The organism is Bradyrhizobium sp. USDA 326 (assembly GCF_049739485.1).
Taxonomy (GTDB): Bacteria; Pseudomonadota; Alphaproteobacteria; order Rhizobiales; family Xanthobacteraceae; genus Bradyrhizobium.
The window spans coordinates 5,004,646-5,020,775 of the sequence record NZ_JBMGQA010000001.1; the positions used below are offsets into that span (position 1 = coordinate 5,004,646).

At 64.5% G+C, this 16,130-nt stretch carries 11 protein-coding genes and 2 pseudogenes; 9 read left to right on the top strand and 4 right to left on the bottom strand.

All coding sequences use genetic code 11. The features are described from left to right. Positions 1-421 precede the first annotated feature (421 nt). Both rocD and ABIG06_RS23620 read right to left on the bottom strand, forming a co-directional pair. Complete coding sequence (gene rocD / locus ABIG06_RS23615) at positions 422-1,636, bottom strand: ornithine--oxo-acid transaminase (RefSeq protein ID WP_370138795.1); 1,215 nt, start codon at positions 1,634-1,636, stop codon at positions 422-424. A 227-nt stretch (positions 1,637-1,863) separates the two neighbouring features. After that, the gene (locus ABIG06_RS23620; protein WP_124160631.1) at positions 1,864-3,096 is read right to left on the bottom strand and encodes a cytochrome P450; all 1,233 of its coding nucleotides are present in this window, start codon (positions 3,094-3,096) and stop codon (positions 1,864-1,866) included. A 104-nt stretch (positions 3,097-3,200) separates the two neighbouring features. On the opposite strand from ABIG06_RS23620, the gene ABIG06_RS23625 reads away from it, so the two are divergent. The 9 genes and pseudogenes from ABIG06_RS23625 (at position 3,201) to cnbZ (ending at position 14,108) form a co-directional block, all read left to right on the top strand. Next, on the top strand, positions 3,201-3,743 hold the full coding sequence (locus ABIG06_RS23625) for a phosphonopyruvate decarboxylase (RefSeq protein WP_370138796.1): 543 nt from the start codon (positions 3,201-3,203) through the stop codon (positions 3,741-3,743). Next, positions 3,740-4,330 (top strand): thiamine pyrophosphate-dependent enzyme, encoded by a 591-nt coding sequence (locus tag ABIG06_RS23630; protein WP_124160633.1) that lies wholly within the window; start codon positions 3,740-3,742, stop codon positions 4,328-4,330. Before ABIG06_RS23625 ends, ABIG06_RS23630 begins: the two co-directional genes overlap by 4 nt. Before the next feature lie 137 nt (positions 4,331-4,467). Then, a complete protein-coding gene (locus ABIG06_RS23635; RefSeq protein WP_124160634.1) occupies positions 4,468-5,169 on the top strand; it encodes a TetR/AcrR family transcriptional regulator in 702 nt (233 codons plus the stop codon). Between the two features lies 1 nt (position 5,170). Further along, positions 5,171-6,364 (top strand): efflux RND transporter periplasmic adaptor subunit, encoded by a 1,194-nt coding sequence (locus tag ABIG06_RS23640; RefSeq protein ID WP_199751531.1) that lies wholly within the window; start codon positions 5,171-5,173, stop codon positions 6,362-6,364. A 68-nt stretch (positions 6,365-6,432) separates the two neighbouring features. Next, positions 6,433-9,529 (top strand): annotated as a pseudogene (locus ABIG06_RS23645) (MexW/MexI family multidrug efflux RND transporter permease subunit). A 129-nt stretch (positions 9,530-9,658) separates the two neighbouring features. Then, a pseudogene (locus tag ABIG06_RS23650) lies at positions 9,659-11,718 on the top strand (sensor histidine kinase). Then, positions 11,715-12,104 (top strand): response regulator, encoded by a 390-nt coding sequence (locus ABIG06_RS23655; protein ID WP_124160637.1) that lies wholly within the window; start codon positions 11,715-11,717, stop codon positions 12,102-12,104. The pseudogene ABIG06_RS23650 and the gene ABIG06_RS23655 overlap by 4 nt, the downstream one beginning before the upstream one ends. Next, complete coding sequence (locus tag ABIG06_RS23660) at positions 12,101-13,351, top strand: adenylate/guanylate cyclase domain-containing protein (protein ID WP_370138797.1); 1,251 nt, start codon at positions 12,101-12,103, stop codon at positions 13,349-13,351. Before ABIG06_RS23655 ends, ABIG06_RS23660 begins: the two co-directional genes overlap by 4 nt. A gap of 10 nt (positions 13,352-13,361) precedes the next feature. Beyond that, on the top strand, positions 13,362-14,108 hold the full coding sequence (cnbZ, locus tag ABIG06_RS23665) for a 2-amino-5-chloromuconate deaminase CnbZ (protein WP_370138798.1): 747 nt from the start codon (positions 13,362-13,364) through the stop codon (positions 14,106-14,108). Positions 14,109-14,223: 115 nt separating this feature from the next. Here the strand turns inward: cnbZ and ABIG06_RS23670 are convergent, their stop codons facing one another. After that, on the bottom strand, positions 14,224-15,108 hold the full coding sequence (locus ABIG06_RS23670; protein ID WP_370138799.1) for an ABC transporter permease: 885 nt from the start codon (positions 15,106-15,108) through the stop codon (positions 14,224-14,226). Between the two features lie 4 nt (positions 15,109-15,112). Continuing rightward, positions 15,113-16,054 (bottom strand): ABC transporter permease, encoded by a 942-nt coding sequence (locus ABIG06_RS23675; protein WP_124160641.1) that lies wholly within the window; start codon positions 16,052-16,054, stop codon positions 15,113-15,115. Positions 16,055-16,130: the final 76 nt, after the last annotated feature.

Consider the following 16,130-nt stretch of genomic DNA (forward strand, 5'->3'; position numbering starts at 1 on the left):
GGCTCGGGGGGCACTGATATGTGGGGTCGGACGCGGTGGCGGTGAGGCGATGTGCGGCGCCGGACGTGGCGCCATCGCCGGTCGCTGCGGCATGGCTGGCGGCGCGGCGGGACGCGCCATGGCTGGCGGTGCTGCTGGACGAGCCATAGCCGGTGGTGCTGCCGGGCGGGCCATGGCCGGTGGTGCTGATGGCGGCGCTGCGGCTGGCCCTGGTGGTCCACCCCGTCCGTGTCCTGGTCCCTGGGCCGACACGCTCGTCGTCAGCATCGAGACGCCAACCAAAACAGCCGTCAGGCAAACGCCATGCGGAAGCATGATCTTCGCTCCCAACTCGTAATTGCCCACGACTTTCAACGCACAGACCGTGGAATGGTTCGTCCCTGGCAGCGGCCGGCATTGCGATCTTCCGACGCAGGCAATCTCAAGAGAGATCCCGCGTCAGGGTGGTGGCGAACTGCTCCAGCGCCCAGTCGACCTGGTCGCTTGTGATCACCAGCGGCGGGGCGATGCGGATCGTTTGCTCATGGGTATCCTTGGCGAGGATGCCCTTGCCCTGAAGCGCCTCGCAGTAGCGGCGGGCGCGGCCGGCCTCGGGATGCAGCTCGACGGCCAGCATCAAGCCGCGCCCGCGAACCTCGCGGATCGTATTGGCACGAATGTCCTGCAAGCCTTTCAGAAAGCGCGCGCCTTGCCTTGCCGCGTTCTCGATCATCTCTTCCTCGACCAGCACGCGCATGGCCGCGCGCGCCACAGCGCAGGCAAGCGGGTTGCCGCCGAAGGTCGAACCATGCTGCCCGGGTCGCAAAGTCCCGAGCACGTCGTTGTTCGAGAGCACGGCCGACACGGGATAAAAGCCGCCGGACAAGGCCTTGCCGAGCAGCGTCACGTCCGCCTCTATACCCTCGTGCTGTTCGGCGAGCAGCTTGCCGGTGCGGCCGAGCCCGGTCTGTATCTCGTCGAGCACCAGCATCACGTTGTTGGCGGTGCAAAGCTCGCGGACCTCAGTGAAATAGCCGGCTGGAGGAATGACGACGCCGGCCTCGCCCTGGATCGGCTCGACCAGAAAGGCGACCGTGTTTGGGGTGATTGCCTTCTCCAGCGCCGCGGCGTCGCCGAACGGAATGATCTTGAAGCCAGGCGCGAACGGCCCGAAATGTGTGCGTGTCTCGGGGTCGGTTGAAAAGCCGACGATGCCGAGCGTGCGTCCGTGGAAATTGTTGGCGCAGACGATGATCTCGGCCTGGTCGTCCGGCACACCCTTCACCTCATAGCCCCATTTGCGGACCGACTTGATCGCGCTTTCGACCGCCTCCGCGCCGCTGTTCATCGGCAGCACCTTGTGGGAACCGGTGAGCGCTGCGATCTCCTCGTAGAACAGGGCGAGCTGGTCGTTGTGGAAGGCCCGCGAGGTGAGCGTCAGCCTGTGCGCCTGTTCGACCATCGCCGCCAGGATCTTGGGGTGGCAGTGGCCCTGGCTGACCGCCGAATAGGCCGAGAGGCAATCGAGATACCGGTTGCCTTCGGTATCCCAGACCCAGACACCTTCGCCGCGCGACAGAACGACCCCGATCGGCTCGTAATTATGGGCTCCGAACCGTGCTTCCGTGGTGATGAAATCAATGACCGACGAGCTCATCTGTCGTCACTCCATTGCTGCGCACGGGGTCCTCAACTGACTGCACCGGCGGTCTTCAGCTTGATTTGGGTATCCGCCGGCCTCCTTGGAAGCCTTCATGCGCCGATGGCGTGGCGCAGCCCGATTTGCCTGAAACGTCCGATAGTTCTGCGGATCCGCAGGGTATCGTTCATCGACCCCGCCCCTACTGTGCATGGGGTTGTTTTCGTCTTTTTGTTTTGGAGGCCTCAGCGGATCGTGCAGGGCACGCTCAAAAACCCGCGGAACCGGACCCGTCCACCCCGCACCGGCTGCCCGCTCACGGCATAGTTCGGGAAGCGCGCCAGGAAGCGCGAGATCGCGATGGCGCCTTCCAGCCGAGCCAGCGCCATGCCGGCGCATTGATGCGCGCCGGTGGCGAAGGCGAGGTGCCGGTTTGGCGTGCGTGCGATATCAAAACGCTCAGGGTCGGGAAACTGCGCGGGATCGCGGTTGGCAGCCCCGATGCACAGCGTCACCGACGTGCCGGCATCGAGCATGACGCCGCCGAGCTCGACCTTCTCGGTGGTCATGCGGTTGCCGAGCTGGTTCGAGCTCTCGTAGCGCAGCATCTCTTCGACAGCGGTCTTGATCATGTCGGGGTTGCCGATCAGGCGTTGCTTCTGATCCGGATTGCGGTCGAGCGCGACGAGGCCGTTGCCGATCAGGTTGGTGGTGGTCTCGTGCCCGGCGTTGAGCAGGAAGATGCAATTATGCAGCAGCTCCTTCTCGGACAGCCGCTCGCCGTTCTCCTCGCTGTTACCTTCTCCCTGGATCAGCCGCGTCAGCACGTCGCGCTCGGGATTGCCTGGCTTGGCGCGCCGCCGTGCCACCAGAGTTTCGAGATAGGCGAGGAAGTCCGTCACCGCCTTGTTGCCGCGCGCTGCGCCTTCGGGTGACACCACGGGTTCGAGGGCGCCCAGGATCGCCAGCGACCAGTCACGCAGCGGTGTGCGCTCGTCATGAGGCACGTCGAGCAGATTGCCGATCACCTCGATGGGAATTGAAGCAGCGAAATCCTCGATCAGCTCGCAAACGCCCTTGGCTTCGATAGCGTCGAGCAGGCCGTCCACCAGCTTGATGAGATCGCCCTCCATGCTTGCGATCGCGCGCGGCGACAGCGCGCCCATGATCAGGCGGCGCACGCGGGTGTGTGAGGGAGGGTCGTTGAAGACGAGACTGGTGGTGTGGTGCTCGTAGAGCGGGGTGTCGCCGTATTTCGGCGCGAACTCGCGCTTCTTGTCCGAGCTGAACGATTTGGTGTTCTTGTAGGTGGTGACGAGATCGTCGTAGCGGGTCAGGAACACGGTGCCGTTCGGCAGGCGCTTGACCGGCTCGTTCTCCCGCAGTGCACGATAGGTGGGGTAGGGGTTTTCGTAGAACTCCGGCGTCAGCTTCTCGAGGTCGAAGCTGGCGGCCAGCGCCTTCGCATCTGCGTTCATCCCGTTATACTCGCCGGTTAAAGCCGATATGCCGTTTTTGTTGTTCTGGTTGGCGCGTGCATGCGTCTACAGTCTTGCACCTTGCTAGCCGACCGGACAGGAAAATGCACGCACGCACTGACGCTGCCGACACGACGCCGAGTTGGCCTGACGACATTTTCGCGGCATTGCAACGCTTCGACGTCCGGCAGGTGCCGTACGTGCCCGACGCCGGTCATTCCAAGCTGATCCAGCGCGTCCTGGACTCCTCCACGATGCGCGGCATTCCCTTGACGACGGAAGAGGAGGGCGTGGCGCTGCTCGCCGGCGCCTGGGCCGGCGGACAGCGTGGCGTGCTGCTGATGCAGTCGAGCGGCGTCGGCAATTGCATCAACATGCTGTCGCTGATCCCGATACTGCGCTTTCCCTTCCTCACGCTCGTGACCATGCGCGGCGAGTGGGGCGAGTTCAATCCGTGGCAGGTGCCGATGGGATCGACCACGCAGGGCGTGTTCGAGCTCTCCGGCGTCAAGGTGCTGCGCGCCTCGAACGCGGCCGAGGTGCCCGCCGTGCTCGAAGCCGCCGCGGCGCAGGCCTACAACGCGCTCACCCCGACCGCCGTCCTTCTGTCGCAGCGCCTGATCGGCGCCAAGGTTTTCACCAAATGAGCAAGGCCAATCTCCTCGACCGCCGCCAGGTGGTGTCCACCCTGCTCGCGGACCGCAAGGGCGTCGTCGCGATCGGCGGCCTCGGTGCCTCCACCAACGACATCTGCGCGGCCGGCGACCACGCCCGTAATTTCTACCTGTGGGGTGGCATGGGTGGCGCCGCGATGATCGGGCTCGGCCTCGCGCTGGCGCAGCCGAAGCTGCCGGTGCTGGTCATCACCGGCGACGGCGAGATGCTGATGGGCATGGGCAGCCTCGCCACCATCGGCCTGCAGAAGCCGCCCAACTTGTCGGTCGTAGTGCTCGACAACGAGGCCTATGGCGAGACCGGTGGGCAGACCAGCCACACCTCGGCCGCCGCCGATCTTGTCGGCGTCGCCAAGGCATGCGGCATTGCGGACAGCCGTGCCGTCACGACCATGGCCGAGGTCGAGGCCTTCGCCAAAGCCGTTCACGACGTCTCGGCCGGGCCGCGCTTTGCCAATGTGAAGATCGACAGCGCCAGCCTGGAGCGGATCCTGCCAAGCCGGGACGGGACCTACATCGTTAACCGGATCCGCGGCGACCTCGGCTTCCAGCCGATCTAGCCCGGCGCTGCTCCTCAACAGGGTGCCTTGCACGGAGGCCGTGTGGCGGGCGAATTTCCCCTGAATTCGCAGCGCATTCAGGTTGCGATGCAACATAGTGCTTGACTTCTGCGTGGGTGAGTGCTTACTCACCCGGCATGAGCTCATTGCGTATGACAAGCGACCTGAGGCGTCAATTGATCCTCGGTGCCGCAAAGCGCTGCTTTGCCCGACATGGCTATACCGGCACCACGACGAAGAGCGTGGCGGCCGCTGCAGCCATTTCCGAGGCGCTGCTGTTCAAGCATTTCCCGTCCAAGGCGGCGCTGTATGCCGAGATCCTCAGCGACGAATGCGAGGCGGACCCGGCCCTGATGGAGCTGCTCGAACGGGAGCCGTCGACCGCCACGCTGGTCGAAGTGATCCGCGGCATGGTTCAGCATTTCCTCGCGATCGCGGACGGGCCCGACCAGGAAGAGGCGCAGCGCCTGCGGCTGATGGCCACGAGCCATCTGGATGATGGCGAATTCGCGCGCTTGCTGTATGCCAAGATCGAGACGCTGATCGGGGCTGTCTTCGTCACCTCGCTCGAGCGCGCGATTGCGAGCGGTGACGCGCGGCCGTGCGTTGGCGAACCGCTCAATCTGTTCTGGTTCGCGCATCATTCGGTGATGACCGCGGCGCTGACCAGGCTGCCGGCCACGCCTTGTCTCGCTTACGGCAAGGCGAACGACCTGCAGCGGCAGCTCTGTGAGTTTCTCCTGAGGGGTATCGGACTTAACGACGCCGCAATTGCTTCGCATCTGGGCCGCGATCAGGCCGCAGATGCCGGCAAGGCGGCGATTGCAGAAAGTGCATGACATGAACATCGTAGCCGAACACAAGATTTCGGGGCAACCGATCGACAACAAGGCTCCCAAGCGTCCGGTCCGGCCAGTGCTCTGGTTCATCATCGTCGGCGCGCTTCTGGCTGCGCTCGTCGGTGGCCTCGTCTGGTTCAATTATTTCCGCGGCCAGATGATCCAGCAGTTCTTCGCCAACAACAAGCCGCCGCCGACGGCCGTCAGCGCGGCCGAGGCGAAGTCCGAGGTGGTGCCGAACCTGCTCACCGCGGTCGGCAGCCTTGTCGCCGTGCATCAGGTCGACGTCAGCGCCGACGTCAACGGCCGCGTCACCGAGATCAAGTTCGAGCCGGGTACGCGTGTCGAGGCCGGCACGCCGCTGGTGCAGCTGTTCGACGCGCCGGAGCAGGGCGACCTCGCCAACTACAAGGCGCAGGCGACCGTCGCGCAGCTGTCGCTCGATCGCGCCAAGCAGCTGGCGTCGCGCCAGTTCGGACCGCAGGCGACCGTCGATACCGCGCAGGCCGCCTACGACCAGGCGCAGGCCGGCATCGCCAAGACCGAAGCGTTGATCTCGCAGAAGCTGGTGCGTGCGCCGTTCTCCGGCGATCTCGGCATGCGCAAGGTCGAGGTCGGCCAATATCTGACGGCGGGTACGGCGATCGTGTCGTTGACCGATCTGTCGGAGTTGTGGGCCAACTTCACGGTGACGGAAAAGGACTCCGGCCACCTCAAGGTCGGCCAGGCCGTTCGGCTCAAGGTCGACGCCTATCCGGGCCGCACCTTCGAGGGCAAGATCACCACGATCGAGCCGCAGATCGCGGCCGACACCCGCAACATTCGCGTGCAGGCGACGATCGCCAATCCGGAGAAGATCCTCAAGCCCGGCATGTTCGTGACCACCACGGTGGTGCTGCCGGACAAGCCGGCCGTGATCACCGTGCCCGAGACGGCGGTCGACTACACCCTGTACGGCGACTCGGTCTTCGTGATCGCCGAGAAAAAGGAAGCGGACGGCAAGTCCAGCCTCTCGGCGGTGCGCACCTTCGTGCAGACCGGCAACCGGGTCGACGGTCGCGTCGAAATCGTCAAGGGCCTGAAGGCGGGCGACAAGGTCGTTGCCGTCGGCCAGCTCAAGCTGCAATCGGGCGCGCCGGTATCGATCTCGACCGACCCGGCTCCGCCGATCCCGGCGCAGCCGCCGCGCTACTGACAACATCCTCGCGTGATCCGGCTCGGCCGGATCACGTCTCTTGAGATAAAGAAATCGAGATCGCCGCGATGGCCCTTACCGATATTTTCATCAAGCGCCCGGTTCTGTCGGTCGTCGTCAGCCTGCTGATCCTGCTGATCGGCCTGCGCGCGGCGATGGTGCTGCCGATTCGGCAATATCCGAAGCTGTCGAACACGGTCATCAACATCACGACCGTCTATCCCGGAGCGTCCGCGGACCTGATCCAGGGCTTCATCACCACGCCGATCGAGCAGGCAGTCGCCTCTGCCGAGGGCGTCGACTACATTACCTCGTCCTCCGTGCTCGGCACCTCGACGATTCAGGTCTACATCAAGCTGAATTTCGATCCGAACCAGGCGCTCACCGAGGTGCTGGCGAAGACGAACTCGGTGAAGTACCTGATCCCGAAGGAATCCAACGATCCCATCGTCACGAAGACAACCGGCCAGACCACGGCTGTGATGTATCTCGGCTTCTCGTCCGAGGAACTGTCCGGTTCGGCGATCTCCGATTATCTGACGCGTGTGGTGCAGCCGGTGCTGTCGACGGTCGACGGCGTTGCCTCGGCCGACATTCTCGGCGGCCAGACCTTCGCGATGCGTCTTTGGCTCGATCCCGTGAAGATGGCCGGCCGCAATGTGTCGCCGGCCGACGTCGCCGCGGCAATCACCGCCAACAACTTCCAGTCCGCGGCGGGGCAGACCAAGGGCTATCTCATCGTCTCGAACGTCTCCACGAACACGGGCCTGACCAATGTCGATCAGTTCAAGAAGATGATCGTCAAGGCCAAGGACGGCGGCTTCGTGCGGATGGAGGATATCGCCACCGTCGAGCTTGCCGCCCAGAGCACGGACGCCAGCGTTGCCTTCAACGGCGAGCACGCGATCTTCATCGGCGTGCAGGCAACCCCGCAGGGCAATCCGCTGACGCTGGTGAAGGGTGTGCGTGCGCTGTTCCGCGGAGCTCGAGCGCAATCTGCCGCCATCGATGAAGATGAAGGTCGCCTACGACTCGACCAAGTTCATCCAGTCCTCGATCGACGAGGTGGAGAAGACGCTCGGCGAGGCCGTGATCATCGTGATCGTGGTCATCTTCCTGTTCCTGGCCTCGCTGCGCTCGGTCATCATCCCCGTCGTCACTATTCCGCTGTCGATGATCGGCGTCTGCACCCTGATGCTGGCGTTGGGCTTCAGCTTCAATCTCCTGACCCTGCTCGCGATGGTGCTGGCGATCGGCCTCGTGGTCGACGACGCCATCGTCGTGGTGGAGAACATCCATCGCCACCTTGAGGAGGGCAAGACACCGGTTCAGGCCTCGCTGCAAGGTGCGCGCGAGATCGTGGGCCCCGTCATCTCCATGACGATCACGCTCGCGGCGGTGTACGCGCCGATCGGCTTCCTCGGCGGCCTCACCGGCTCGTTGTTCCGCGAATTCGCCTTCACCCTCGCGGGCTCGGTGATCGTGTCGGGCGTGATCGCGCTGACGCTGTCGCCGATGATGTGCTCGATGCTGCTGAAGAACACCGAGGAGGGCCGCTTCGCAAAGCTCGTGAACCGGGTGTTCGGCGCGATGACGCGCTGGTACGGCCGCAAGCTCGATCGCTCGCTCGACTACAAGGCCATCACCGGCCTGTTTGCGATCACGATCCTCGGCCTCGTCGGTTTCCTCTATATGCACACCTCCAAGGAGCTGGCGCCCGAGGAAGACCAGGGTATCGTGTTCGCAGTGACCAAGGCCCCGAAATACGCCAACATCGATTATCTCGATTTCTACGGCGAAAAGCTCGACAAGGAATTCGCGAAATTCCCCGAGACCGACCTGCGCTTCGTGCTGAACGGCATCAACGGCCCGCAGGGAGGTATCGCCGGCATGCTGCTCAAGCCGTGGGACGAGCGCAAGCGCTCGTCGATCCAGCTGAAGCCGCTGGTGCAAGCCGAGCTTTCCAAGATCGAGGGCGTGCAGGCCTTCGCCTTCAACCTTCCGCCGCTGCCGGGTGGCCCGGGCGGCCTGCCGATCCAGATGGTGATCAACTCCACCGCCGGGTTCCAGACGGTCTATGAGCAGATGGAGAAGCTGAAGGAAGCTGCGCGCAAGAGCGGCATGTTCATCGTCTCCGACAGCGACCTCGCCTATAACCAGCCGAACGTGAAGGTGACGATCGACCGCACCAAGGCACAGGATCTCGGCGTCAACATGCAGAACCTCGGCTCCACGCTCGCGGTGCTGCTCGGCGGCAACTACATCAACCGCTTCAATCTCGAGGGCCGCTCGTACCAGGTGATCCCGCAGGTGCCGCGCGCCAAGCGGCTGTCGCCGGAATCGCTTGGCGGCTACTACGTGACGACCAATACCGGCCAGCAGCTGCCGTTGTCGACGGTGGTGTCCATTGAAACCAAGACCGACCCGAATTCGCTAACTCACTTCAACCAGCTCAATTCGGCGACGTTCTCGGCCGTGCCGATGCCGGGTGTGACTGTCGGCGCGGCGGTCGACTTCCTCGAGGGCGAGGCCAAGAAGCTGCCGCAGGGCTTCAGCCACGACTATCTGGCCGACTCCCGGCAATATGTGCAGGAAGGCAATCAACTCGCGATCACCTTCGGCTTCGCGCTGATCATCATCTTCCTGGTGCTGGCCGCACAGTTCGAGAGCCTCCGCGATCCGCTGGTGATCATGATCTCGGTGCCGATGGCGATCGTCGGCGCGCTGATCCCGCTGTTCTTCGGCGCGGCGACCATGAACATCTACACCCAGGTCGGTCTGCTCACCCTGGTCGGCCTGATCACCAAGCACGGCATCCTGATGGTGGAGTTCGCCAACGAGCTCCAGATCAAAGAGCGGCTCGACCGCCGCTCCGCCATCGAAATGTCGGCCCGCATCCGCTTGCGGCCGATCCTGATGACGACGGCCGCGATGGTCACCGGCCTGATCCCGCTCCTGACCGCGACCGGCGCAGGCGCCGCCAGCCGCTTCTCGATCGGCCTCGTGGTCGTGGCGGGCATGTCGATCGGCACGCTGTTCACGCTATTCGTGCTGCCGGCGGTCTATGTGGTGCTGGCGACCGACCATCGCGCGGCGGCCGATTCGGAGCGGAACAAGCAGGTCAACGAGCTCGACCTCGGTTCCAAGGCGCTGCGGCCGACCTGAGGCCGCAAGGCAAGCCAGATCAGGGGCGGCAGCGGTTATCCGCTGCCGCCCCTTTCGTTTGTCTCTCGCAAAAACGGTTTGCCGCTCTTGCGAGAGACAAGGTCCGGTCTTCTTGCTAGGTTCCGCGGGATGAGCCTGTCCGTTCACCCCGACACCCCCCAAGCCGGGACACTGCCGAGCGCGGCCCGAAGCGAGGCCGCCTCCGGGGAGACGGCGGGCCGTGGAATCCGGACCCGGCTCTTCACCAAATACGTCGCGCTGTTCGTGGCCGTCGTCGCAATCGCTCTGCTCGCCAATGGCTTGTTCGAGGTCTTCTTCTATTATCGCGAGCACAAGGCTTCCCTGATCCGGGTCCAGCATGAGCAGGCCGAGGCGGCTGCGGCCAAGATCGGCCAGTTCGTCAAGGAGATCGAGAGCCAGCTCGGCTGGACCACGCAACTGCCCTGGTCGGGCGGTTCGATCGAGCAGCGCCGGTTCGACGCGCTGCGCCTCCTGCGCCAGGTCCCTGCGATTACCGAGCTTGCCCAGGTGGACTCGACCGGCAAGGAGAGGCTGCGGGTCTCGCGGCTGGCGATGGACGCGCTTGACAGCGGGATCGACCTGTCGAGCGATCCGAAGTTCACCGAGGCCGTCGCGCACAAGGTCTACTACGGCCCGGTCTATTTCCGCCGGGAATCCGAGCCCTACATGACGTTGGCGCTGGCGGGGGTGCGCAGGGATGCCGGCGTCAGCATCGCGGAGGTCAATCTCAAGCTGATCTGGGACGTTGTGTCCCAGATCAAGGTTGGCGAGCACGGACACGCCTACGTGGTCGGTGCGGAGGGACGACTGATCGCGCATCCCGACATCAGCCTCGTCCTGCGCAATACCGACATGTCCGGGCTCCCGCAGGTGCGGGCCGCGCTGGCCGGGAGCGGTACCGTCACCGAAGCGCTTTCCGAAGCGCGCAACATCCAGGGCCAGAAGGTGCTGACCGCGTCGGCCCCGATCGAGCCGCTGCACTGGACCATGTTCGTCGAGTTGCCGGTCGAGGAGGCCTATGCCGCGCTCTATGCATCGTTGCAGCGGCTTGCGGTCGTCCTGCTCGCGGCGTCGATCTTTGCCGTGCTTGCGGGGGTATTTCTCGCGCGCCGCATGGTGGGGCCGATCCAGGCACTGCGCAGCGGCGCCGAACGGATCGGGGGCGGTGACTTCTCGCAGCGCATCTCGATCAAAACCGGCGACGAGCTTGAAGAGCTCGCCGACCAGTTCAACGACATGGGTGCGCGCTTGCAGGAATCCTATGCCGGTCTGGAGAACAAGGTCGAGCAGCGGACGGCGGAACTCCGCCAATCCCTCAACGATCTGCGCACCGCGCAGAACCGCCTGATCCAGACCGAGAAGCTCGCGTCTCTCGGGCAACTTACCGCCGGCATCGCTCACGAGATCAAGAACCCGCTCAACTTCGTCAACAATTTCTCCGCAGTGTCGACGGAGCTGATCGACGAGCTCAACGAAACACTGCGATCCGCCGCTCTCGACGGCAAGACCAAGGAGGAGGTTGACGAGCTGACCGGGATGCTCAGGGGCAACCTCGAGAAGGTCGTGCAGCACGGCAAGCGCGCCGATTCCATCGTCAGGAATATGCTGTTGCATTCGCGCGAGGGCTCCGGCGAGCATCGCGACGTCGACATCAATGCCGTCGTGGAGGACAGCCTCAATCTGGCCTATCACGGCGCGCGCGCCGAGAGACCGGCCTTCCAAGTCACGCTCCAGCGCGCGTTCGATCCCGCTGCCGGTGTGGTCGACATCTATCCGCAGGAGATCACGCGCGTCTTTCTCAATCTGATCTCGAACGGCTTCTACGCGGCGGCCAAGCGCAAGGAGAGCGAGGGCGACGCCTTCGCGCCTACCTTGAGCGCGACAACGAAGAACTCGGCGGCAGCGTCGAGATCCGGATCCGCGACAACGGCACGGGAATTCCGGCCGAGGTGAAGGAGAGAATGTTCAACCCCTTCTTCACCACCAAGCCGGCCGGCGAGGGGACGGGGCTCGGTTTGTCCATGAGCCATGATATCATCGTGAAACAGCACGGCGGCACGATCGACGTGAACACCGAGCCCGGTGTATTCACCGAATTCATCATCACCCTGCCGCGGGCGATGGCAAAAGGCAGCGCGACTGGCAGTACACCCGGAGACAAGTCTTGAACGTTTACATCCTGGTCGTCGATGACGAGCCCGATGTCGAGGCGCTCTTTCGGCAACAGTTCCGGCGCGATCTGCGCGCCGGCCGCTTCCAGATGGAGTTCGCGCTCTCGGCCTCCGAGGCGCTGAAGCGCGCCGCCGAGGTTCGGGATCCCTCGCTGATCCTGATCCTGTCGGATATCAACATGCCCGGCATGAGCGGGCTCGACATGCTGCCGAAGGTGCGTGCCGCGCATCCGGACGTGCCCGTCATCATGATCACGGCCTATGGCGACGCCGAGACGCGCCGAAAGGCGATCGAGCGCGGTGCCGTCGGGCTTCTCACCAAGCCGATCGACTTCGCGCTGCTGCGGCAGGAGATCGACACGAGGCTCGAGCAAGCCGCATGACAGCGACCATCCTCTTCGTCGACGACGAGCCTGACCTCGAGGCGCTGATCCTGCAGAAATTCCGTAGGCAGATTCGCGATGGGAAGCTCGCTCTCATCTTCGCGCGCGACGGCCTGGAGGCGCTGGAGTCGCTTGAGCTGAACCCGCATGTCGACCTGGTGGTTTCCGACATCAACATGCCGCGGATGGATGGGTTGTCGCTGCTGGCGAAGCTCCAGGAATCCGAGGACAAGAAGTCGACCATCATCGTCTCCGCTTATGGCGACATGAGCAACATCCGCATCGCCATGAACCGCGGCGCGTTCGACTTCCTGACGAAGCCGATCGACTTCGCCGATCTGGAGACCACGATCGAGAAGACCATTCGTCACGTGGAGATGCTGCGCGAAGTGCGACGACGCCAGATGGAAGCCGAGCGCGCCCATGCCTCGCTGTCGCGTTTCTTCTCGCCGGAGATCGCAAGGCGTTTGGCGGCGGATGTCGACGGCGACGGCATGGAGGTGCAGTGGCGCGATGTGGCCATCCTCTTCACCGACATCACCGGATTCACCTCGCTGGTCGAGACCGCGGTCCCGCAGACGCTGGGCGAACTGCTCAACGAATATGTCGGCGGCATGACCGAGATTGTCTTCGCTCATGAGGGGACGGTCGCCAAGATCATCGGCGATGCGATCCAGGTGCTGTTCAACGCACCCGGCGACCAGCCGGACTATGCGACGCGTGCAGTCGCCTGCGCCCATGACCTCGACGCCTGGGCGGAGGACTTTTCGGCGCGCTGGAAGGCGAGAGGCGTGAATTTCGGGACCACCCGCATCGGTGCCCATGCTGGCCCCGCGCTGGTCGGCAATTTCGGCGGCAACCGCTTCTTCGACTACACGGCCTATGGCGACACCATCAATACGGCGTCGCGGCTGGAGGCTGCCAACAAGCATCTGGGAACGCGCATCTGCGTCAGTGCCAGCGTTGCCAAGGGGGCTGCGAACTTCCATGGACGTCCCGTGGGCGACCTGATGTTGCGCGGACGCAGCGAGCCGCTGCGCGCGTTCGAACCGCTGCCCCAGGCGAAATTCGAAGCCCCGGCGACGGCGCAATATTCCGAAGCGTTTGCCAAGATGGAGGCCGGCGATGCCGCCGCCATGCCGGCCTTTGCCGCGCTGGTCGGGATGCATGCCGACGATCCGCTGGCCGGTCTTCACCTGAAGCGCCTGCTCAACGGCGCCAAGGGCATTCGCATGCAATTGGAATAGGAGTCCTGTCATGACGCGCGAATTCTCCGCCGGAAGCTATCGTTTCATTCCATCCGTGTTCCAGTATTCCGCCGGCGCCGCTGCGGATGAGGGCTATGAGATCGAGCGCGTCCGGTTCGACCGTCTTGTGCCGCTCGCGGAAGGCTTTGCGCTGGCCGCAAGGTTCATTCAGGCGGCGGGGCGTCCGTTGACGGCATTCTGTGCCTGCGAGCTGCGTTCACCAGCGGCCTTCAGCGAGGAAGGCTTTCGTACGTTCAACTTGCACTATGTGAAGACGCTCTCCGAGTGGGGTATCTTCGACGGCACCACCAATCCGGTGGCGCGCAGCAATGTCTGTCCGGAGATCGATCCGCCGTCCGAGCCGTCCTTCTACGCGTTCTCCTTCACGCGCCCGACGCAGTCAAACGCGCCCAGCTTCGTCATCGCCGGCGGCGCCGAGGCCCGTGAGGGTAGCGGCACCTATGTCGAGCGCACCGTGCGCTACCGTGATCTCAGTCCGGAAGGCCTGCGGGAGAAGGTTCGCTTCACCACGACCTCGCAAATGGAGAGTCGGATGGCGGCCTTCGGCTTCGGCTGGAAGGACACGACCGGCGTGCAAGCCTATTCCGTGCACGATTTTCACCACGCGCTGGTCGACGAACTGGTCCGCCGCGGCGCATTGCGCTCCGGCCTGACCTGGCATTTTGCCCGGCCGCCGGTGATCGATCTCGAATACGAGATGGATTGCCGGCGGGTGATGCGGGAAGTGGTGATTTGAGGTCCTCATCCCCAGGAGCGGCCGTGAGGCCGCGTCTCGAAGGATGGCCGCGGGTTGCAGCTGGGCTTTCATGGTTCGAGAGGTGCAAGAACGCGCCCCTCACCATGAGGAATGACTAGCGCTGCCGCGGATCGAGCGCGTCGCGCAGGCCGTCGCCGAGCAGGTTCAGCGACAGCACCACGAGAAAGATCGCAAGCCCGGGCCAGATCGCCATCCAGGGCGCCTGGGTCAGGAAGCGTTGCGCGGCGTTGAGCATGCTGCCCCAGGACGGCGCGGGCGGCTGCTGGCCGAGGCCGAGGAAGGACAGAGCAGCTTCCGCGATGATGGCGGCGGCGATCGACAGCGTCGCCTGTACCAGCAGCGCGGGCAGGATGTTCGGCAGGATATGGGAGAACGCGATCCGCCACGGCGGATTGCCGAGCGCCCGCGCAGCTTCGACATAGTCCTCGGCCTTGACGACGAGCACCTGGCCGCGGGTCAGGCGGATGAAGATCGGGGTCGCCGAGATGCCGATCGCAATCATGGCATTGCCGAGGCTCGGCCCGAGGAATGCCGCGAGCGCGATCGCCAGAATCAGGAACGGGCAGGCCAGCATCGCATCGGTGATCCGGCTGATCAGCGCGTCAGTGAAGCCGCCGCGATAGCCTGCGAGAAGGCCGAGCGGCACGCCGATGCCGAGCGCGATCGCGACCGAGATGAGGCCCGCGAGCAGGGAGGCACGCGCGCCGTAGACGACGCGGCTGAGGATGTCGCGGCCGAGCTCGTCGGTGCCGAACCAGTGCGCCGCGGTCGGCGGCTTGCGCACCAGGCCCCAGCTCGTCGCGATGGGGTCGTAGGGCACGACGAGTGGCGCGAGGACTGCGAGAAGAATGAATGTTGTAATCACGACAAGCCCGAACACCGCTGCCTTGCGCTTGAACAGCCGCCGACGTGCGCGGCGGGCCGGGCTATCCAGCTCGTAGGCTTGCGTGACGGAACTGGGCAGCGCGGCGTCGGTCATGGGGTCAGCCTCGCAGCCGCGGATTGACGAGGATATAGGCAACGTCAGCGACAAGGTTCAGCGTGATGTAGACAGTGGCGGTCACCAGCACCACACCCTGCACCACCGCATAGTCGCGGTTGAAGACGGCATCGACGATCAGCTTGCCGAAGCCGGGAATGGAGAAGATCTGCTCGGTCAGCACCGCGCCCGACAGCAGCGTGCCGAGCTCGAGCGCGCCGAGCGTGATGATCGGCGTCAGCGCATTGCGCATGGCGTGCTTGAGGATGACCGAGCGCTCGGAAAGGCCCTTTGCCCGCGCGGTGCGGACATAGTCGCTTTCCAGCACCTGGAGCATGGCGCTGCGGGTATGCCGCATCAGGATCGCGGAAATCGCGTTGCCGAGCACGAAGGCCGGCATGATGGTGGCGGCCAGGCTCGCGCGCCAGTCCTCGGTCAGCGGCACGTAGCCGGAGGCGGGCAGCCAGCCAAGCTTGATCGAGAACAGGAAGATCAGGAGGATTCCGAGCCAGAAATTCGGCGTCGAGATGCCCCACAGCGCGAACAGATTGGCGCCATAGTCCCAGGCCGTGCCTTTCTTCACCGCGGAGATGATGCCTGCGGGAATGCCGATGCAGAACGCGATCAGGATCGCCATCGAGCCGAGCTGCAGCGTCACCGGCAGCTTCTGCGCGATCAGCTCGCGCACCGGCATCTTGTTGCGCAGCGACTCGCCGAAATTACCCGTCAGCACGCCCCTGAGCCAGTAGACGTACTGCACCGGGACCGGCTGGTCGAGCTTGTATTGCTGGCGGATCTGCTCGATCACGGCGGGATCGCGCTCCTCGCCGGCCATCACCAGCGCGGGATCGCCCGGCAGCAATTGCTGCAACGAGAAGATCAGCACCGACACGAAGAACAGTGTCGGCACGATCTGCGCGATCCGGCGGGCGAGGAAGTTCAGCATGGTGCGGCTTGTGTCCCGGGCGCTGCGCAACATGCAATGTTGCGCCGCTGAACCGGGACCCAACGGCCGCGGTTCG

Coding starts and splice junctions, on each gene's coding strand:
- ABIG06_RS23625 (WP_370138796.1), top strand. CDS start 3,201: ATGCACGCACGCACTGACGCTGCCGACACGACGCCGAGTTGGCCTGAC.
- ABIG06_RS23660 (WP_370138797.1), top strand. CDS start 12,101: ATGACAGCGACCATCCTCTTCGTCGACGACGAGCCTGACCTCGAGGCG.
- ABIG06_RS23670 (WP_370138799.1), bottom strand. CDS start 15,108: ATGACCGACGCCGCGCTGCCCAGTTCCGTCACGCAAGCCTACGAGCTG.
- ABIG06_RS23635 (WP_124160634.1), top strand. CDS start 4,468: ATGAGCTCATTGCGTATGACAAGCGACCTGAGGCGTCAATTGATCCTC.
- rocD (WP_370138795.1), bottom strand. CDS start 1,636: ATGAGCTCGTCGGTCATTGATTTCATCACCACGGAAGCACGGTTCGGA.
- ABIG06_RS23675 (WP_124160641.1), bottom strand. CDS start 16,054: ATGCTGAACTTCCTCGCCCGCCGGATCGCGCAGATCGTGCCGACACTG.
- ABIG06_RS23620 (WP_124160631.1), bottom strand. CDS start 3,096: ATGAACGCAGATGCGAAGGCGCTGGCCGCCAGCTTCGACCTCGAGAAG.
- ABIG06_RS23640 (WP_199751531.1), top strand. CDS start 5,171: ATGAACATCGTAGCCGAACACAAGATTTCGGGGCAACCGATCGACAAC.
- ABIG06_RS23630 (WP_124160633.1), top strand. CDS start 3,740: ATGAGCAAGGCCAATCTCCTCGACCGCCGCCAGGTGGTGTCCACCCTG.
- cnbZ (WP_370138798.1), top strand. CDS start 13,362: ATGACGCGCGAATTCTCCGCCGGAAGCTATCGTTTCATTCCATCCGTG.